Origin of the sequence: Nocardia cyriacigeorgica, assembly GCF_010868145.1 — a bacterium.
Taxonomy (GTDB): domain Bacteria; phylum Actinomycetota; class Actinomycetes; order Mycobacteriales; family Mycobacteriaceae; genus Nocardia; species Nocardia cyriacigeorgica_D.
Window position 1 is genome coordinate 39598 of record NZ_JAAGUY010000027.1, and the last position, 17706, is coordinate 57303.

General features: G+C 67.3%; 20 protein-coding genes and 1 riboswitch. Of the genes, 9 read left to right on the plus strand and 11 right to left on the minus strand.

The features are described from left to right. The first annotated feature begins 36 nt into the window (after positions 1 to 36). Positions 37 to 1407: a DNA repair protein RadA gene (gene radA, locus GV792_RS24060; RefSeq protein WP_163826655.1), complete on the plus strand. Its 1371-nt coding sequence runs from the start codon at positions 37 to 39 to the stop codon at positions 1405 to 1407. Positions 1408 to 1413: 6 nt separating this feature from the next. On the opposite strand, the gene GV792_RS24065 is transcribed toward radA, so the two are convergent. Further along, positions 1414 to 2085: a hypothetical protein gene (locus GV792_RS24065; RefSeq protein ID WP_163826657.1), complete on the minus strand. Its 672-nt coding sequence runs from the start codon at positions 2083 to 2085 to the stop codon at positions 1414 to 1416. Positions 2086 to 2207: 122 nt separating this feature from the next. Further along, positions 2208 to 2831, minus strand: a complete 624-nt coding sequence (locus GV792_RS24070; protein WP_163826659.1) for a carbonic anhydrase — start codon at positions 2829 to 2831, stop codon at positions 2208 to 2210. A 101-nt stretch (positions 2832 to 2932) separates the two neighbouring features. Here GV792_RS24070 and GV792_RS24075 point away from each other — a divergent pair, with 101 nt between their 5' ends. Further along, a complete protein-coding gene (locus GV792_RS24075; protein ID WP_163826661.1) occupies positions 2933 to 3850 on the plus strand; it encodes an A/G-specific adenine glycosylase in 918 nt (305 codons plus the stop codon). Between the two features lie 42 nt (positions 3851 to 3892). Here the strand turns inward: GV792_RS24075 and GV792_RS24080 are convergent, their stop codons facing one another. After that, positions 3893 to 4672 (minus strand): alpha/beta fold hydrolase, encoded by a 780-nt coding sequence (locus GV792_RS24080; protein WP_163826663.1) that lies wholly within the window; start codon positions 4670 to 4672, stop codon positions 3893 to 3895. Positions 4673 to 4751: 79 nt separating this feature from the next. Between GV792_RS24080 and GV792_RS24085 the strand changes: the two genes are divergently transcribed. The 3 genes from GV792_RS24085 to GV792_RS24095 all read left to right on the plus strand — a co-directional run bounded on the left by GV792_RS24085 (position 4752) and on the right by GV792_RS24095 (position 6286). Next, positions 4752 to 5072 carry an antibiotic biosynthesis monooxygenase family protein gene (locus tag GV792_RS24085; RefSeq protein WP_163826665.1) on the plus strand — a complete coding sequence of 107 codons (321 nt, stop codon included), beginning with the start codon at positions 4752 to 4754 and terminating at the stop codon, positions 5070 to 5072. A gap of 36 nt (positions 5073 to 5108) precedes the next feature. Then, a riboswitch (cobalamin riboswitch) is annotated at positions 5109 to 5261 on the plus strand. A 30-nt stretch (positions 5262 to 5291) separates the two neighbouring features. After that, entirely contained in the window at positions 5292 to 5495 is a 204-nt protein-coding gene (locus tag GV792_RS24090; RefSeq protein ID WP_163826667.1) for a CbtB domain-containing protein, read from the plus strand. Then, complete coding sequence (locus GV792_RS24095) at positions 5486 to 6286, plus strand: CbtA family protein (protein WP_163826669.1); 801 nt, start codon at positions 5486 to 5488, stop codon at positions 6284 to 6286. Before GV792_RS24090 ends, GV792_RS24095 begins: the two co-directional genes overlap by 10 nt. 95 nt (positions 6287 to 6381) lie before the next feature. Here the strand turns inward: GV792_RS24095 and GV792_RS24100 are convergent, their stop codons facing one another. Genes GV792_RS24100 through GV792_RS24115 form a run of 4 tightly spaced genes read right to left on the minus strand, consistent with a single transcriptional unit; the run spans position 6382 to position 8368 of the window. Further along, positions 6382 to 6825: an OsmC family peroxiredoxin gene (locus GV792_RS24100; protein ID WP_163826671.1), complete on the minus strand. Its 444-nt coding sequence runs from the start codon at positions 6823 to 6825 to the stop codon at positions 6382 to 6384. A gap of 57 nt (positions 6826 to 6882) precedes the next feature. Continuing rightward, on the minus strand, positions 6883 to 7338 hold the full coding sequence (locus GV792_RS24105) for an SRPBCC family protein (RefSeq protein WP_163826673.1): 456 nt from the start codon (positions 7336 to 7338) through the stop codon (positions 6883 to 6885). A gap of 59 nt (positions 7339 to 7397) precedes the next feature. After that, a complete protein-coding gene (locus tag GV792_RS24110) occupies positions 7398 to 7718 on the minus strand; it encodes a DMT family transporter (protein ID WP_163826675.1) in 321 nt (106 codons plus the stop codon). A 2-nt stretch (positions 7719 to 7720) separates the two neighbouring features. Then, a complete protein-coding gene (locus tag GV792_RS24115; RefSeq protein ID WP_163826676.1) occupies positions 7721 to 8368 on the minus strand; it encodes an FMN-dependent NADH-azoreductase in 648 nt (215 codons plus the stop codon). Between the two features lie 109 nt (positions 8369 to 8477). Between GV792_RS24115 and GV792_RS24120 the strand changes: the two genes are divergently transcribed. Continuing rightward, positions 8478 to 9086, plus strand: a complete 609-nt coding sequence (locus tag GV792_RS24120; RefSeq protein WP_163826678.1) for a TetR/AcrR family transcriptional regulator — start codon at positions 8478 to 8480, stop codon at positions 9084 to 9086. 3 nt (positions 9087 to 9089) lie between these two features. On the opposite strand, the gene GV792_RS24125 is transcribed toward GV792_RS24120, so the two are convergent. Together GV792_RS24125 and GV792_RS24130 are read right to left on the minus strand one after the other, a co-directional pair. Further along, positions 9090 to 9962, minus strand: a complete 873-nt coding sequence (locus GV792_RS24125; RefSeq protein ID WP_256668148.1) for an ABC transporter permease subunit — start codon at positions 9960 to 9962, stop codon at positions 9090 to 9092. Then, positions 9959 to 10858, minus strand: a complete 900-nt coding sequence (locus tag GV792_RS24130) for an ABC transporter ATP-binding protein (protein WP_163826680.1) — start codon at positions 10856 to 10858, stop codon at positions 9959 to 9961. The genes GV792_RS24125 and GV792_RS24130 overlap by 4 nt, the downstream gene beginning before the upstream one ends. 171 nt (positions 10859 to 11029) lie before the next feature. On the opposite strand from GV792_RS24130, the gene GV792_RS24135 reads away from it, so the two are divergent. Then, on the plus strand, positions 11030 to 12862 hold the full coding sequence (locus GV792_RS24135; RefSeq protein WP_309138591.1) for a histidine kinase: 1833 nt from the start codon (positions 11030 to 11032) through the stop codon (positions 12860 to 12862). After that, positions 12859 to 13521 (plus strand): response regulator transcription factor, encoded by a 663-nt coding sequence (locus GV792_RS24140; protein ID WP_163826682.1) that lies wholly within the window; start codon positions 12859 to 12861, stop codon positions 13519 to 13521. Before GV792_RS24135 ends, GV792_RS24140 begins: the two co-directional genes overlap by 4 nt. A 14-nt stretch (positions 13522 to 13535) precedes the next feature. On the opposite strand, the gene GV792_RS24145 is transcribed toward GV792_RS24140, so the two are convergent. Beyond that, on the minus strand, positions 13536 to 13940 hold the full coding sequence (locus GV792_RS24145; protein ID WP_163826684.1) for a MerR family transcriptional regulator: 405 nt from the start codon (positions 13938 to 13940) through the stop codon (positions 13536 to 13538). Between the two features lie 64 nt (positions 13941 to 14004). Between GV792_RS24145 and GV792_RS24150 the strand changes: the two genes are divergently transcribed. Further along, positions 14005 to 14910, plus strand: coding sequence for an NAD(P)-dependent oxidoreductase (locus GV792_RS24150; RefSeq protein ID WP_163826686.1), 906 nt, complete (start codon positions 14005 to 14007; stop codon positions 14908 to 14910). A gap of 77 nt (positions 14911 to 14987) precedes the next feature. On the opposite strand, the gene GV792_RS24155 is transcribed toward GV792_RS24150, so the two are convergent. Then, positions 14988 to 17543 carry an ATP-dependent Clp protease ATP-binding subunit gene (locus GV792_RS24155; protein WP_163826688.1) on the minus strand — a complete coding sequence of 852 codons (2556 nt, stop codon included), beginning with the start codon at positions 17541 to 17543 and terminating at the stop codon, positions 14988 to 14990. Between the last annotated feature and the right edge of the window lie 163 nt (positions 17544 to 17706).

Genomic DNA, 17706 nt, shown 5'->3' on the forward strand with positions numbered 1-17706 from the left:
TTCTGCCCTGTCGGTCCTGATGCGTAGGGTGCGCGTGTGGCAAAGAGCAAGCCGGTGTTCCAGTGCTCCGCGTGCGGGCACGAGGTGGCCAAATGGGTGGGTAAATGCCCCGACTGCGGTGCGTGGGGCACCGTGGAAGAGGTCGCGCCCGCGGTGGCGGCACCGGCCGGGCGGCGAGCCATGCTGCCGAGTACGGCTGCCTCACCCATCTCACAGATCGACTCCAAGCTCACCGCGGCCCGGTCCACCGGTGTCGAGGAGCTGGATCGGGTACTCGGCGGTGGTGTGGTCGCCGGATCGGTGGTGTTGCTGTCGGGTGAGCCGGGGGTCGGCAAGTCGACGCTGCTGCTCGAGGTCGCCCATCGCTGGGCCGCCGCCCGTGACGAGCGGGCCCTGTATGTGACCGCCGAGGAATCGGCCGGGCAGGTCCGGCTGCGTGCGGACCGGACGGGCGCGGTGCACGAGCGGGTGTACCTGGCGGCGGAATCGGATCTATCGATCGTGCTCGGGCATGTCGAACAGGTGCGCCCGACGCTGCTGGTGGTCGACTCGGTGCAGACCATGCTCGCTCCGGACACCGATGGTGTCATCGGTGGCGTCACCCAGGTGCGCGCGGTGACGGCGTCGTTGACGGCGCTGGCGAAGGCGAGCGGTATCGCGGTGCTGCTGGTCGGCCACGTCACCAAGGACGGTGCGGTCGCTGGTCCGCGCACGCTGGAGCATCTGGTGGATGTGGTGTTGCAGTTCGAGGGCGATAAGAACTCGACGCTGCGCATGGTGCGCGGGATCAAGAATCGCTTCGGCAGCGCCGATGAAGTGGGCTGCTTCGAACTGCACGACGACGGCATCACCGGTGTCGCCGACCCGTCGGGGCTGTTCCTGCACCACCGCACCGATTCGGTGCCCGGCACGGCGGTCACAGTGGCGTTGGACGGTAAGCGCCCGCTGGTTGGTGAGGTCCAGGGGCTGACCGTCGACACCCAGGTGCCCGCACCCAGGCGCGCGGTGAGCGGGCTGGACTACAACCGGGTGGCGATGATCCTGGCGGTGCTACAGAGCCGCTGCGGCTTCTACGTGGGCAAGCAGGACATCTACGCGGCCACCGTCGGCGGTATGCGGTTGATCGAGCCCGCCGCCGATCTCGCGGTGGCATTGGCGATCGCGAGTTCGGCACGTGACACCGCGCTCGAGCCGGGCTGGGTGATCCTCGGTGAGGTCGGTCTCGCCGGCGAGGTCCGCCGGGTGACCGCGACCGCGCGACGCCTCGCCGAGGCCGAGCGGCTCGGTTTCACCACCGCGATCGTCCCGCCGGGAACGGACGCGAAATCATCGCCGATGAAATTGATCGAAGCGACGTCATTGCGCGGCGCGATCCGGCTCGCGGGCCTGAGTAAGGGCAAGGGTTAGCGCCCCTCAGGCGATGTTGAACGGCTCCGCCGCGCTGCGAATGGCGCCCAGTTGGGCGACGACGTTGTACGCGCCCGCCGGGACCTGCAACCGCTCCCCTGCGCATTCCGGCTGGGAGGTGTTGCCGGTCCAGGTGACGGTGAAGGCGGCCTGCTCGCCGGGCTTCAGCGTGCGCTCATCGGGTTCGCCGTCGGGGTAGCAGTCGGTGCTCGCCCACAGCCTGCGCTGACCGTCGAGGGTGTGCACCGAGACCTGCTGAAGTCCGGAACCCATATCGCGGGTGCAGGCGTCGGCGGAGATATTGGTGATCACGATGCCGAATACCGGCTGCTCACCAACCCGGTAGGTGGGCTGGGCGACGGTCACCTTCACCGCGAGCGACTGATCCGAGCACTGGCCAGCGGCGACCGGCGCACCACTGCTCGGCGTAGCCGGTTTCGACGATGTCGACTCGGCGGCGGCCGACGATTCCTTCTTGGTCGAGACCTGACCCGCGGGCTTGTTCGTCTCGGTCGACGAATTCGCCGCCGCCGTCGTATCGCCGGGCGAATCTCCGCCGCGCGATACCGTAACCACCAGCCAGATCACCAGCACGAGCGCGACGACCAGTATGCCGATGGCAAAAACACGACGCCGCCAATAAATCTCCGGAGGCAGCGGTCCATTCGGTTCCAGCACGACTCAACGGTAAGCGCACCGCTCGGCACAGCAACTCAGGGGCACGGCGTGTCGGGGGCTCAACCGTGTCGAGGACGACCCGCGCACCCACTGAGAGCTGGGCGTATCCGAGCGTTCGAGGGTCAGGCGACCTCGCCGATATCGCCGATCGAACCGTGCAGCTTCGCCTTGCCGTCGGCCAATGTGTAAGTGACACACGCGATCGCGCATCGGCCGTCGGCAACGCGCTCGGCGATGATCGACGAACGCTGGCGCAGCAGCTCGGCGGTCTCCTGGACGTGGCGTGCTTCGAACTCGTCGACGGTGGACAGTCCTTCCCGGCGACCGAGCAGGATCGACGGGGTGACGCGCTCGACGAGGCTGCGGATGAAGCCGCCCGGCACATCGCCACCGTCGAGAGCGTCGAGGGTGGCCTTCACCGCGCCACAGCTGTCGTGGCCGAACACCACGATCAGCGGCACGTTCAGGATTTCCACGCCGTATTCGATGGACCCGAGCACCGAGGAGTCGACGACGTGGCCAGCGGTGCGCACGACGAACATATCGCCGAGCCCCTGGTCGAAGATGAGTTCGGCAGCGACGCGAGAGTCTCCGCAACCGAAGAGGATGGCCGTTGGATGCTGGCCGCCGACGAGCTTGGCTCGGTCGGCCGCACCCTGATTAGGATGCTGCAACGTGCCGTTGACGAAACGGTCGTTGCCGTTGCGAAGGGATTTCCAGGCGCTGATCGGGTTCGTCTGAGGCATGTGTCCATTTTGCACAGATTGCGTGTTACCGACGAGTCGGTTTTCGTTACGGACCCGCAAACACCGTCTGGCCAGGCCCGAACGAGCGCTGTGAGCAGCACATGAGATCGACACCGAACGGAGCGCACAACCCGGTGGACGCCGACGCCCTGCTGGACTGGTACCGAATCACCGCACGTGACCTGCCGTGGCGACACCAAGGCGTGAGCGCCTGGCAGATCCTGATGAGCGAGATCATGCTGCAGCAGACCCCGGTGGCGCGGGTCGAACCGATCTGGCGGGAATGGGTGGCGCGCTGGCCGGTGCCCTCGGCCATGGCGGCGTCCTCGCAGGCGGAGGTGCTGCGGGCATGGGGCAAGCTCGGGTACCCGCGGCGCGCGCTGCGGTTGCACGAATGCGCGCGGGTGCTGGCAACCGAGCACGGCGATCAGGTCCCAGAGGATGTCGAGGTCCTGCTCGGCCTGCCCGGAATCGGCGATTACACCGCGCGGGCCGTCGCGTGTTTCGCCTATGGGCAGCGAGTCCCGGTGGTGGACACCAATGTTCGTCGAGTAGTCGCCCGCGCCGTACACGGCCGTGCCGATGCGGGAAACCCATCGGCGCGGGACCTGCGCGAGACCGAGGCGCTGCTTCCGGAACCGGTCCCCCGCGCCGCCACCTTCTCCGCCGCGCTGATGGAACTGGGCGCGCTGATCTGCACCGCACGCACCCCCGGCTGCGACGACTGTCCGCTGCCGCGGTGCGCGTGGATCGAGGCAGGCAGACCTGCGTCGCAGGTGGTGCGGCGGACACAGAAGTACGAGGGTACCGACCGGCAAGCCAGGGGACGGCTCATGGACGTGCTGCGCGACTCGTCCGGCCCGGTGGAACGGGTGCGGCTCGATATGGCCTGGACCCGCGATCCTGGTCAGCGGGATCGGGCCCTGGATTCACTGCTGGTGGACGGGTTGATCGAGCAGACCGCCGACGGGCTGTTCGCACTGGCGGGCGAGACCGGGCACACCGAACCAGGCAGCTGATCCGGCACCGCCGCTCCTTTGCGACGGCGAAGGGAGGCCCGCTTACGCGCCGTTGATCAGGCCTTCGTCGGTGCCGGCGGCCGCGAGCACGCGGTCGAGGAACCGGCTCACTTCGGCGCGATAACGCCCGGGTTGATCGTCGTGCACCAGATGGCCCGCGTCCGGAACCAGCACGTACTCGGCGCCAGGGTGCGCGGCCGCCATGGCCCGCATCTGACCGGGCGGAGTGATGGTGTGCTCGCCCTCGAGCAGGAGCGCGGGCACGCGGATCGTGCGCCACTGGGTCCAGAAGTCCCTCGTCCCCCATTCCTCGGAGATATCGCGGAATGTCGCCACCGAGCCGTGCAGGCGATAGCCGTCGGGGCCGTGCTCGAACGAGGCGAGAAAATAGCGTCCGGCGACCGGGCCGAAGAAGTCGAGCACCGCCGCCTCGTCCGGGAACGGCTGCGGCCAGGCCTCGATCATCGCGGCCCAGTGCGCGGCGGTCCGGCCGGTGAAATCAGGCGCCATATCCTCGACAACCAGCGCTTTCACCCGTTCCGGATACTGTGCGGTGAACATCCAGCCGTGCAATCCGCCCATCGAATGCCCGATCACCACCATCGGCTCGGTGATGAGTGCGGTCGCGGCCGCCAGATCGGCGACGAACGCCTCGGTACTCAGCTCGGCGGGCGCGGGCCTGCCGTGCCCGGCCGCGTCGAAGGTGTACACGTGCCCGAAGCCGCGCAGCCAGTCCAGGTGATCACGCCAGGTTCTGGCACTTCCCATCAGGCCGTGCAGCAGCACCAGCGGCGTGCCCGTCCCGCCCTCGTCGTACAACACGTCCGCGATTGTGCCGCACCGGTCGGTGATACCGACCGCACCTGCCGGTCGCCGCAGCGGGAAGGGGCACAATCGAGGCATGTCTGTTGTGAAGATCAATGCGATCGAGATTCCCGAGGGCGCGGGCCCCGAGCTGGAGAAGCGCTTCGCCCACCGGGCGCACGCGGTGGAGAACTCGCCGGGCTTCCTCGGCTTCCAGCTGCTGCGGCCGACCGCGGGCGAGAACCGCTACTTCGTGGTCACCCAGTGGGATTCGGAAGAATCCTTCGCGGCCTGGCGCGATGGACCTGCCCGCGAGGCGCACGCGGGCCAGCAGAACAAGCCTGTCGCGACCGGGGCCTCGCTGCTCGAATTCGAGGTCGTCCTGGACGTGACGGGCAAGGCCTCGTCCTCCAGCTGAGACCAACCCGCAACGGCAGCCGTCGCCACACTGTATTGACGACGGCCGCCGTTGGGTGTCACAGTTCGAAGGACAAACGCGAAGGTGACGCGGTAATCCGGTGTAAATCCGGAGCGGTCGCGCCACTGTGTTCCAGCCACCGAGCTCGGTGCCGGAAAGCCAGACACCGGCACCTCCGCGACCACTCGACGGGACGCGAGTATCCCAAGGAGGACTGGAATGGCCATCGTGCACTCCCCTGGCGCATCCGCCCGGATCACCGATTCCCTGGCAACCGTGCTCATCACGGTCGGTGTCGTACTGCTCGCTCTGCTCACGCTCTACCTGGTCGGATTCGATCAGGGCGCCATCTCGCGCAGCGGGATGTACATGCATGAGCTGATGCACGACGGTCGTCATCTGCTGGGCCTTCCGTGCCACTGATCGGAACTCTGCGCACCCTGTTGCTCCGTGGTCTGCTGGCCGGCTTGATCGCCGGTCTGTTGGCGGGCACCGTCGGCTATTTCGTCGGCGAACCCAAGGTCGAAGCGGCGATCGCCATCGAGGAGGCCAATGCGGCCGCCGAATCGGCACACGCCGACGGTGACGCGGCCGCCGACGGTGGCGGCCACAGCCATGGTGACGAGGAAGAACCGCTGGTCAGCCGCTCCGGTCAGAAGGCGGGCCAGTTCCTTGCGCTCGGGCTCGCTGGAATGGCGTTCGGCGCGATCTTCGCTGCCGTCGCGCATGTCGCGCGCCGCTACACCGCACTGTCCGGGCCGAAGCTCGCGCTCGGGCTCGGCATCGGCGGCTGGGCCGCGATCATCGCGGTGCCGTTCTTCAAATACCCGGCCAATCCCCCTGCCGTCGGTGATCCGGAGACCATCAACGACCGGACGCTGCTGTGGGTTGCGGCGGTCCTGCTCGGCCTGGTTGCGGTCAGCGCCGGTGTGTATGTGTGGAAACTGCTCGCCGGTCGGCTCGATACGCTGCGGCTGACGGCCGGCGTCGGCACGTTCGTGCTACTCACCGCGATCGGCTACATCGTGCTCCCCGGCGTGAACGAGGTCAGCGCCGACTTCCCGGCGAGCCTGCTGTGGGAGTTCCGGGTGTCCTCGCTGGCGGTATCGACGACGCTGTGGGCCTGCCTCGGCCTCGGCTACGCGCTGCTCACCGAGTTCGCCAACCGCACCGATACACCGGTGCCTGCGGCAGCAGCTGCCGTCGCGGACTGATCCGCATCGAGAAGCCGAAGGGCAGTGTCGGTCCTGGACCGGCACTGCCCTTTCGTCGTTATCGGGTCTGCCCGGCGGCAACCGGGCGATCCGGCTCAGGACTCCAGTGCGGCGTCCAGTGCGATGTTGTCGACGCCTGCCAGCGCCTTGCTGACCGGGCAGCCCGCCTTGGCGGCCTCGGCTGCGGTGATGAAGCCGGCTGCGTCGAGACCGTCGACGCGGCCGCGGACGGTGATCTTCACCCCGCTGATGCGGAAGCCGCCCGCCGGGTCCGGCCCGAGGGTGACATCGGCAGTGACATCGAGGCTTCGCGGTGTCGCGCCGGCATTGCCGATCTCGGCCGACAGGGCCATCGCGTAGCAGGACGAGTGCGCCGCGGCGATCAGCTCCTCCGGGCTGGTGGTGCCGTCAGCGGCGTCGGCGGCGCGCTTCGGGAACGACACGTCGTACTTGCCTGCACCCGAGCTGGCCAGCTCGACCTGTCCGGTGCCATCCTGCAGGCCGCCGGTCCATGCGGTGCGCGCGGTACGTGTGGGCATCACAGTCCTTTCCACAATGAGATTTCTAGCGTTCTCGCTCGAACCTACCCGCAGCGCTCAGCTCGCGGCAGCCGTTCGCTTGTCCAGCTGTTCCAGTACCGCCGGCCAGGCGGCACGATGCCGATCGCAGGCTTCCTGGTTCGGAAAACCGCTGTGCCGCAGTTTGATTCGAATACCACGCGGCTGGTGGACGAAATCCACTCGCACCACGGTCTCCGCACCCTCGGTGCCACCCTCGCCGCTGACCCAGGTCAGCTCGACGAGCCGATCGGGTTCGAGCCTCAAAAAGCGGCCATAATGCGGGACGGGCGTGCCCTGATTGTCGGCTTCGAAGTAGAAGGGTTCACCCACCTGCGGACGCATGCGGACCGATTCGGGTATCGCGAACCAGATATCGAAGCCCTGGGTCAACGCCAGGTACAACAATGTCGGTGAGGCGGCCATGACACGCTCGACAGTGAGCTCGTAAGGCCGTGCCGACAGGTCCGGAAAACGCACTTGCTGATCGACCATCAGACCGACCTTACCCGCGCTCGCGGGACCGTCGAACCGTTTGCCGGACCAGTCATCGATCAGCCGGGATTGGTCACCTTGGCCAGCACGATCCCGCCGACGATCAGCGACATCGCCAGAAACCGGCCCGCGCTCAACGGATCACGATGCACGACCATGCCGAGCACGATGGCACCGACAGCGCCGATACCGGTGAAAACCGCGTACGCGGTGCCAACCGGCAGCGACTGCATTGCCCGCGACAGCAGGTAGACCGCGAATGCCCCGAGTGCGAAGCACAGCAGCGTCGGCAATGGACGAGTGAAATTCTCGGTCGGTTTGATGCTCTGGGACCAGGCGATCTCCACCAGGCCCGCAAAACCGAGGATCAACCAGCTCATCGTCAGTACTCCCCTGCCAGCTCGCGCACCGTTGCCAGGGCGAGGTCATAGGACTGTTCATACTTGTCGCGCAGATGCGCCAGCGCCGGGTCGAGGCGTGAATTGGCCAGTTCCGCATTGACGAATACCGCGTCCCGCACCGCGAAATGGCCGGCGAAGAAATCGCGCAGATAGCGTTCCTGGTGGTCGAACTCGGCCTTGGGTGAGCCGGGTGAGTACGCACCGCCGCGCGCGGTGGCCACGACGAATCGGCGCTGCCCCAGCGACATTCGCGGGAAGGCCACCTGATCGATCCAGGCCTTGAGAGCGGCCGGGACCGAATAGTTGTACATGGGCGTGCCGATGAGCACGACATCGGCGGCGAGCAGCTCGTCCAGCAGTGGACCAGCGATCCGCCATGCCGCCCGTTGCGCCGGGGTGCGCGCCAATTCCCCGATGCGCTCCAGATCGGTATCGCCTTCGGCGAGCACCAGATCGCAGATCTCGGTCCAGCCCTGGTCGATGAAGGGCACCGAATCCACCGCGAGATCGCGGTATCGGTAGTCGCCGTCCGGGTTCCCGGCGCGCCATACGTCGGCGAAGGCGGCGCTCAATTCACGGCTGATCGACTGGCTCCGCGCGCTCGCGTCGAGGTGCAGCAGTGTGGCCATCGGATACCTCCCATTAACCGGACATTGCGTCCGCTTGTTACTGAGAGCGACTGTAGAGCACAAGTGGACATCTTGTCCACTTAATCTTCCTTCGGTTACAGTCGTTGTCATGGAACCCCCTGCTGACCTGCTCGCCATCGGTGCGGGCGGCCCACCGGAAGCGCCCGTCGAGCGCGCCGATGCCGCGCGCAATCGGGCCAAGGTACTCACCGCGGCGGCCGAGCTCTTCGCCGAACGCGATCCGCGCACGGTGACCATGGACGACATCGCCAAGGCCGCAGGCGTCGGTCGCGGCACCCTGTATCGCCGGTATCCGGACACCAATTCGATCGCCGTCGCTCTGCTCGACGAACACGAACGGGCGCTCCAGGAACGACTACTGCGCGGCGAACCGCCACTCGGCCCCGGCGCGGCCCCCGCCGAACGCCTGGCCGCCTTCTACGCGGCCATGCTCGAACTCCTGGAAACCCATTCCGGGCTGGTGCTCGGCGCCGAAACCGGCGGCGCGCGATTCGGCACCGGCGCCTACGGGTTCTGGTTCGCCCATGTACGGGCATTGCTGCGCGCGGCCGAGCTCGACCACACCGACGCGCTGGTCGATCCCCTGCTCGCCCCGCTGGCCGCCGAGGTCTACCAGCAACAACGCGCACGCGGCTTGACCCAGGCAGAGATCACCGTGGCCTTGCGGCAGCTCGCGCACGCGCTGCTCGGACGCTGACATTCAGACCAGATCGCGCCTGCGGATCAGCCAGACAGTGGCGATCACGAAAGCCGCCGTGTAAATCGCCAGCGCGATCACGGACTCGGTACGGGTCAGGATGTCGAGCACGCCGGGTGTGGGTGGACCCACGGTCGTGCGCATCGCGCCGGCCAGCGAACCCGCCGCGGTACCGGGCAGCCGATCGGTGACCACCTCGATCGGCCCGAAGATGCCCGCGACACCGCGCAGTAGGTTCTCCACCACCAGCACCCAGATCAGGCCGAGGCCGACGGCGAGGGCAGGCCCGCGGGCGATCGCTCCGATCAGCGCACCGGCCAGTGTCCACATCCCCAGAATCAGGCTGCCGCTGACGATTCCGACCAGCGAATGCCCAAGCGACGGCAGGACCAGCTGTTGCGATTCACTGCTCGAGATCAGTGACGCCGCACCGAGATCGACAGCGAAGGCAGCGACCACCAACCCGACCACCACCACCGCGAGGCAGATCAGCGTCCCCGAGATCGCGACGATCCGCGACGGCCCCTGAGTGAGCACCGTCTTCCAGGTCCCCCACCCGTAGCCGCTGCCGATCGTCAGCGCACCGAGGATCAGCATGAGCGCGCCACCGAACATGGCCATGCCCTGCGTGAACACCTCCGGCACCGCCGCGGGCAGCATCTGGTGCAGCAGTTGGTCTTTCGGCAGGCCATCCGACATCGCTGTCTGCTCACCGGACCGATAGGCCAAATAGTTGAACAGGTAGGCGAAGGTGAGGTTCAGCAGGATCCAGGTACCGATAATGATCCAGAACGCAGGCCATCTGATCAGCCGCAGGCGTTCGGCCCGCACACTGGCGATCAGATCCGACATCGTCGTCGCGGTACGCACACTCATTTCACGGCCTCCAGCCCGGTCATCTCGAAGAACACTTCCTCGAGGGATTTCTCGTCGACACGCAGTTCGAGCAGATCGGCGCCGGATTCGACCACCGCGCGCGCGACCTTGGGCGCCGCGTCGGCACCCGCCTCGACGCGGATACCGGCCGCGGTGAACATCACCGGCTCACCGATCACCGCGCGGATCGCGGGGAACACCAGCTCTGCGGGCTCGGCGCGGACCAACAGGGATGAGGCGCCACGCAATTCGGTCACCGTCGATTCTGCGAGCAATCTGCCGCCGGAGATGACGCCGACCCGGTCGCAGATCTCCTGCACCTCACTGAGCATGTGACTCGACAGCAGCACGGTGTGTCCGTCTGCGGCCAGATCGGTGATCAGCGAACGCATTTCCGCCATGCCTGCCGGGTCGAGACCATTGGTCGGCTCGTCCAGGATCAGCAGGTCGGGTCGGCCAAGGAGAGCGCAGCCGACCCCCAACCGCTGCTTCATGCCGAGGGAGTAGGCGCGGTAGCGGTCATCGGCTCGCCCGGTCAGCCCGACCCGGTCGAGCGCTTCGTCCACCTCCGCCCGCCCCAGCCCGCGATAGCGGGCCATGACCAGCAGGTTGTCCCGGCCGGAGAGATAGGGATAGAAGCCAGGGCCCTCGATCAGTACACCGATTCTGCGCACCACCGCGGGATCGCCCGGCCGGTGGCCGAGTACGGTGGCCGCACCCTCCGTCGGGGCGATCAATCCGACGAGCATGCGCAACGTCGTCGTCTTGCCGGCACCGTTGGGGCCGAGGAATCCGTAGATCTCCCCCGGCTCCACCCGCATATCCACCCGATCCACCGCGCGATGGGTGCCGTACCGCTTGGTCAGCTGAGTTGTCACCACAATCGAATCCGTCATGACCGAAACCCTCCTCGCCGCACGCCGCGATCACATCCGTCCCGCGACGCGGCTTCGAATACGTCCGGCGTCGTAGGAGATCGGGCGGAATCGGGGTGTGCGCGGCGCGTATCGGGGAAATACGTGTCGGTACGGATGGATTCCGGCTGCTGGGCGAATAGGGTGCATAACGTGCGGGAGTTCGGGATGGCGGGTCGGGGCCTGGTCGGATGGGACTGGGGGGTGGCGCTTGTCGTCGCTCTGGTGCAGGTGTTCGGCGGGCGCGGGGCCAACTTCGGACAGACCGGAGTGCGGTCCCTCGACGCCCTCGGCTACGCGCTGCTGCTGGTCGGGCCGGTAGCGCTGCTGTTCCGCAGATATGAACCGCTGCCGGTCCTGTTCGTCACGCTCGCCGCGTGCGTGACCTATCTGTCGCTCGACTACGGCTACGGGCCGATCTTCCTGTCGCTGGTCATCGCCTTCCTCACCGCGGCGACCCGTGGATCACGGTGGTGGACCTACCCGCTGGTTCCGCTCGGCTACCTGGCGATGGTCTGGCCGCTGCCCGCGCTGCTCGGCCGGCCGACAGGGGTATGGCAGATCTTCGGGCTCATGGCCTGGCTGGCGGTGCTGGTCGGTATCGCCGAAGGGATTCGTCAGCGTCAGTCCGTACTCGAAGCCCGCAGGCAGCGCGCGGAAGCGGCCCGGCGCGATGAGGAGGCGCAGCGGCGACGGCAGGCCAGCGAGGAGCGGCTGGCCATCGCGCGGGAACTGCACGATGTGCTGGCCCACAGCCTGTCGCTGATCAATGTGCAGGCCTCGGTGGCGTTGGAGCTGTTCGACCGCAAACCCGAGCAGGCCGCGTCAGCGTTGGCTGCGATCAAAGGCGCGAGCAAGGACGCGCTCGCCGAGGTGCATACGCTGTTGCACACGATTCGGACCGGAAATCCGGTCGGTGGCGAGGCCATCGATGCCGAGCCGGAATCGCTGTCGGACCCCACCGAACGGGCTCGCCGGGGCCGACGGCGCCGGGCCCGAGCTCGACGGCGCAGTACCGAGATGCGCCGTGCGGCCCGCCGTGCGCAAGCGACCGGCGCGTCCACCGAGGCAGCGCCCCAGCGGGGCGATAAGCCGACGAGCGATGCCGAGATGGCGCCTACCGAACCACAGCCCGCTGCGCCGCGCACCCCCGCACCGACCATCGCCGATCTGGACGAACTGCTGCATCGCATCCGCGAAGCCGGGCTGACAGTGCATACCCGGGTGCTCGGCACGGTGACGCCGCTGCCGAGCGTCATCGATGTGGCGGCGGCCAGAATCATCCAAGAATCGCTGACCAATGTCGTCCGGCACGCACCGGGCGCCGACGCGACCGTCACCGTGCGCTACACCCCGGACTCGGTCGACTTCACCATCGACAACACCCGCCCCACCAGCGCACCCGTGCGCACCGGAACCACCGGCGGCAACGGCATTATCGGGATGCGCGAACGGGCCCATGCGCTCGGCGGCGCACTCACCGCCGGGCCGCGGCCGAGCGGAGGCTTCCGGGTGGCGGCACGATTGCCCGTTCGTGCGGTGTCGGCTGAACGTCCGGAACCGCGACGCGCCGACAGGGACTCCGCCGCCGCGCGCGGGTCGGCGGCCTCTGCCGAAGGCATCAATCCGCCTGCGGCCGGGGGTGCTGGGGCCGAACCCGCGTCGCCGGGCACCGGCGGTTCGGAACCGTCCAGCGACGCACGGCGCCCCAACGGCGACGGGACCACCGGCACGACGATGCCGGAGAATTCGGCTGCGAGCCACACCGACAACGACGTCGAATCCGCTGACTCCTCGCGTCCCGAGCCCGGCGGCGCCGACCGCGGTGATCGCACGGGCCACGCGTACGACCCGTCGCCCGGACTCGCCTCCGCGGCGCGAAAGGCTGCCTGCTCGGACAGCTCATCGACGACGGTGCGGGCAGGTGTGGGTGGACAGGTACACCAGGATGCGGCCGACGGCCATGGCGAAGCGGAGCTGCGATGACCATTCAGGTGCTGGTCGCCGACGATCAGGCACTGGTCCGCGGCGGGTTCGTCGCGCTGCTCGACGCCCAGGACGGTATCGAGGTGGTGGGCGAGGCCGATAACGGTGAGCAGGCCGTGCGAATGACGCGCGCGCTCACCCCCGATGTGGTGCTGATGGATATCCGGATGCCGATCCTCGACGGCCTGGCCGCCACCCGCATGATCGCCGACGATCCCAAACTGGCCGAGGTGAAGGTGGTCGTGCTGACCACCTTCGAGCTGGACGAGTACGTCTTCGAGGCGATGCGCTCCGGGGCGACCGGATTCCTGGTCAAACACACCGAGCCCGCGGATCTGGTGCGCGCGGTCCGGGTGGTCGCGGCCGGTGACGCGCTGCTGTCACCCGGCGTCACCCGCCGCCTGATCGCCGAATTCTCCGAGCACGCCAAACAGCCGCCGCCCGCGACCTTTTCCGAGCTCACCGACCGAGAACGCGAGGTCCTCACCCTGGTCGCCGAAGGCCTCACCAATGCCGAGATCGGTGAGCGACTGTTCATGAGCCCCGCCACCGCCCGCACCCACGTCAGCCGCATCCTCACCAAACTCGACGCCCGCGACCGCACCCAATTAGTGGTGCTGGCATACGAATCGGGGCTGGTGCGGCCCGGCTGGCAGTAGACCGGCTGTCGGCGTCAGCCTGCTGAAGCGCCCGCGGCGACCAGGCAATCATCGGGTTCGCCTGTGGCGGGTTGTGCGGCGGCGATGATCGAATCCAGGATCGAACGGGTGGCCAGCAAGTCGGCCACTGCCTTGTCGATCCGTTCCTGTTCGCGGTACAGGTCCGGCAGCATGCCGGGACAGGCGGGCGCCAGGACCGTGCCCTCATCGATCATGCACGGGAGTACATCAGCGATCATCCGGGTGTTGAGGCCTGCGGCCAGCAGGGTGCGGATATTGCGCACCACCCGGATGTCGTCCTCATGGAATTCGCGGTAGCCGCTCGGCTTGCGCACCGGGCGCAGCAGCCCCTGCTCCTCGTAGTAGCGCAGCAACCGGACACTGACGCCTGTGTGATGGGCCAGGTCTCCGATTCGCATATGCCGCTCCCCGCCTCACCCAGACTTGACTCTCACATCAATGTGAGACTTTGCCGTAACCGTCATGGCGACACAGCATTCGAACGACACGCAACCTGTCACTCTCGTTGGCCTCGGCCCAATGGGCCTGGCACTGGCCCACACCCTGATCCGCAAAGGTCACCCGCTCACCGTCTGGAACCGCAGCCCGGACAAGGCCGACGAACTCGTCGCCCGAGGTGCACGGCGGGCAGCCACCGTGGCCGAGGCGATCGACGCGAGCCCACTCACCATCGTGTGCCTGGCGGACTACCCGGCGATGTACAAGGTTTTCACCCCTGCCGTCGCGGCGCTCGCCGGACGCACCCTGATCAACCTCAATTCCGGCACACCCTCCGAGACGAAAGCGGCTGCCGCCTGGTCCGGTGAACACGACATCGACTACCTCGACGGCGCCATCATGGTGCCGCCACCGATGGTCGGCGAACCCGGCGCGGTGTTCCTGTACAGCGGCGCGACCGAGGTTTTCGATCGGCATCGTTCGACGCTGACCAGCCTGGGCGACCCACGTCATCTCGGCGACGCGGTCGAACTCGCGGTGCTGTACAACACCGCACTGCTGCACATGATGTACGCGACCATGAACGGCTGGCTGCAAGCGACCGCCATGGTCGGTTCGGCGCATGTGTCGGCACAGCAGTTCGCCGACTTGGCGCTCGACTGGTTCATGCCCACTGTCCTCGACCCCGCATCCCTCGCCGCGCGCGCCCCCGACCTCGACGCCCGCCGGTACCCGGGGACGCTCGGCACCATGGTGATGAACCTCAACGGCCTCGAGCACATCACCCGCACCAGCGAGGAACAGTCGGTCGATACCGAAATGCCAAGGGCAATGCAGCGAATCGCCGAACGGGCCATCGCCGAAGGGCATGGCGCCGACAATTATCTGTCCACGTTCGAGGTATTCAGGAAGGCCACTCCATTGCCGTGATCCGTCGTGCGCGGGACCACACAGCCGACAACGGGCCCGCCCCCACCCGGGGGACGGGCCCGTTGCCTATTCGCGTACTACTCGCCGGAGGCGGCCTCGGTGGTGCCTTCGGCAGCACCGGTCAGCACGACCTCGGGCTTCTCCTCGGCGCCGGCCTTGGTCAGCTTCGCCTTGCCGACAAAGGTGAACTTGGCGTCCTCGCCGGAGCCTTCGCCGTCCCAGCCCTCGACGTCGACCGAGACGGTCTGGCCCGGGCCGATCTCGCCGAAGAGGATCTTCTCCGACAGCTGGTCCTCGATCTCGCGCTGGATGGTGCGGCGCAGCGGCCGGGCACCGAGCACGGGGTCGAAACCACGCTTGGCCAGCAGGGCCTTGGCGTTGTCGGTGAGTTCCATCGCCATGTCTTTGTTCTTCAGCTGCTTCTCGACGCGGGCGATCATCAGATCGACCATCTCGACGATCTGCTCGGTCGTGAGCTGGTGGAAGACGATGACGTCGTCGATGCGGTTGAGGAACTCCGGCCGGAAGTGCTTCTTCAGCTCGTCGTTGACCTTGAGCTTCATCCGCTCGTAGTTCGAGCCCTCGGCGTTGGACTGGGTGAAGCCGAGACCAACGGCCTTCGAGATATCCGAGGTACCGAGGTTCGAGGTGAAGATCAGCACCGTGTTCTTGAAGTCCACGGTGCGGCCCTGGCCGTCGGTGAGACGACCGTCCTCGAGCACCTGCAGGAGGGTGTTGTAGATCTCCTGGTGGGCCTTCTCGATCTCGTCGAACAGCACGACCGAGAACGGCTTGCGGCGCACCTTCTCGGTGAGCTGGCCGCCCTCCTCATAGCCGACGTAGCCCGGAGGGGCACCGAACAGCCGCGAGGCGGTGAAGCGGTCGTGGAACTCGCCCATATCGATCTGGATGAGGGCGTCGTCGTCGCCGAACAGGAAGTTCGCCAGTGCCTTGGACAGCTCGGTCTTACCGACACCGGACGGACCGGCGAAGATGAACGAACCGGACGGACGCTTCGGATCCTTCAGGCCTGCGCGGGTGCGGCGGATGGCCTTCGAGACCGCCTTGACGGCATCTTCCTGGCCGATGATCCGCTTGTGCAGCTCGTCCTCCATGCGGAGCAGACGGGTGGTCTCCTCCTCGGTGAGCTTGAAGACGGGGATACCGGTCCAGTTGGCCAGCACCTCGGCGATCTGCTCATCGTCGACCTCGGCCACGACATCCAGATCACCGGAGCGCCACTGCTTCTCACGCTCGGCCCGCTTGGCGACGAGCTGCTTCTCCTTATCGCGCAGCCGCGCGGCCTTCTCGAAGTCCTGCGCGTCGATGGCGCTTTCCTTCTCGCGACGAGCGTCGGCGATCTTGTCGTCGAACTCGCGCAGGTCGGGCGGTGCGGTCATCCGGCGGATGCGCATGCGCGCGCCCGCCTCGTCGATGAGGTCGATCGCCTTGTCCGGCAGGAACCGGTCGTTGATGTAGCGGTCGGCCAGCGTGGCGGCGGCCACCAGAGCACCGTCGGTGATGGACACCCGGTGGTGCGCCTCGTAGCGGTCGCGCAGACCCTTGAGGATGTTGATGGTGTGCTCGACGGTCGGCTCGCCCACCTGGACCGGCTGGAACCGGCGCTCCAGGGCGGCGTCCTTCTCGATGTACTTGCGGTACTCGTCGAGGGTGGTGGCACCGATGGTCTGCAGCTCGCCACGGGCCAGCTTCGGCTTCAGGATCGAGGCCGCGTCGATGGCGCCTTCGGCAGCACCCGCGCCGACGAGCGTGTGCAGCTCGTCGATGAACAGGATGATGTCGCCGCGGGTGTTGATCTCCTTGAGCACCTTCTTCAGGCGCTCTTCGAAGTCACCACGGTAGCGGCTGCCCGCGACCAGGGAACCCAGGTCGAGGGTGTAGAGCTGCTTGTCCTTGAGCGTCTCGGGCACCTCGCCGTTGACGATGGCCTGGGCCAGGCCCTCCACCACGGCGGTCTTACCGACACCGGGCTCACCGATCAGCACCGGGTTGTTCTTGGTGCGACGGCTCAGCACCTGCATGACGCGCTCGATTTCCTTCGAGCGGCCGATGACGGGGTCGAGCTTGCCCTCGAGCGCGGCCTGGGTCAGGTTGCGGCCGAACTGGTCGAGCACAAGCGAGGTGGACGGGGTGCCGGTCTCACCGCGGGAACCGGACTCGACCGGCTCCTTGCCCTGGTAGCCGGACAGCAGCTGGATGACCTGCTGGCGCACCCGGTTGAGGTCGGCGCCCAGTTTGACCAGCACCTGCGCGGCCACGCCCTCACCCTCTCGGATGAGGCCGAGCAGGATGTGCTCGGTGCCGATGTAGTTGTGGCCGAGCTGCAGGGCCTCGCGCAGGCTCAGCTCCAACACCTTCTTGGCGCGCGGGGTGAAGGGGATGTGACCGGACGGGGCCTGCTGGCCCTGGCCGATGATCTCCTCCACCTGACTGCGCACGCCTTCCAGCGAAATGCCGAGCGACTCCAGCGACTTGGCCGCGACGCCCTCACCCTCATGGATCAGCCCCAGCAGGATGTGCTCGGTACCGATGTAGTTGTGGTTGAGCATCCGGGCCTCTTCTTGGGCCAGGACAACGACGCGCCTCGCGCGGTCGGTGAACCTCTCGAACATCGCTCCCTCACTCTCCTGCTCCGACATTCTGGCAACAGACGCCGCAGTGTGCTGTCGAACAAACCTGGGCGCCAACCCGACGAACCTAGCCGTCAGCCTGCCATGAAGCCCGGGGGTTGCGGCCCCCGCCTCCACTCTAGTTGGCGGAGGATTCCGCCGCCGC

Bases quoted from the DNA above. Each gene is read 5' to 3' on its own strand.
- GV792_RS24070 (WP_163826659.1), bottom strand. From the start codon at position 2,831: ATGCCTCAGACGAACCCGATCAGCGCCTGGAAATCCCTTCGCAACGGC.
- GV792_RS24115 (WP_163826676.1), bottom strand. From the start codon at position 8,368: ATGGCCACACTGCTGCACCTCGACGCGAGCGCGCGGAGCCAGTCGATC.
- GV792_RS24090 (WP_163826667.1), top strand. From the start codon at position 5,292: ATGGCCATCGTGCACTCCCCTGGCGCATCCGCCCGGATCACCGATTCC.
- GV792_RS24150 (WP_163826686.1), top strand. From the start codon at position 14,005: ATGGCGACACAGCATTCGAACGACACGCAACCTGTCACTCTCGTTGGC.
- GV792_RS24145 (WP_163826684.1), bottom strand. From the start codon at position 13,940: ATGCGAATCGGAGACCTGGCCCATCACACAGGCGTCAGTGTCCGGTTG.
- GV792_RS24105 (WP_163826673.1), bottom strand. From the start codon at position 7,338: ATGGTCGATCAGCAAGTGCGTTTTCCGGACCTGTCGGCACGGCCTTAC.
- GV792_RS24120 (WP_163826678.1), top strand. From the start codon at position 8,478: ATGGAACCCCCTGCTGACCTGCTCGCCATCGGTGCGGGCGGCCCACCG.
- GV792_RS24155 (WP_163826688.1), bottom strand. From the start codon at position 17,543: ATGTTCGAGAGGTTCACCGACCGCGCGAGGCGCGTCGTTGTCCTGGCC.
- GV792_RS24100 (WP_163826671.1), bottom strand. From the start codon at position 6,825: ATGCCCACACGTACCGCGCGCACCGCATGGACCGGCGGCCTGCAGGAT.
- GV792_RS24130 (WP_163826680.1), bottom strand. From the start codon at position 10,858: ATGACGGATTCGATTGTGGTGACAACTCAGCTGACCAAGCGGTACGGC.
- GV792_RS24140 (WP_163826682.1), top strand. From the start codon at position 12,859: ATGACCATTCAGGTGCTGGTCGCCGACGATCAGGCACTGGTCCGCGGC.
- GV792_RS24085 (WP_163826665.1), top strand. From the start codon at position 4,752: ATGTCTGTTGTGAAGATCAATGCGATCGAGATTCCCGAGGGCGCGGGC.
- GV792_RS24110 (WP_163826675.1), bottom strand. From the start codon at position 7,718: ATGAGCTGGTTGATCCTCGGTTTTGCGGGCCTGGTGGAGATCGCCTGG.
- GV792_RS24125 (WP_256668148.1), bottom strand. From the start codon at position 9,962: ATGAGTGTGCGTACCGCGACGACGATGTCGGATCTGATCGCCAGTGTG.
- GV792_RS24075 (WP_163826661.1), top strand. From the start codon at position 2,933: ATGAGATCGACACCGAACGGAGCGCACAACCCGGTGGACGCCGACGCC.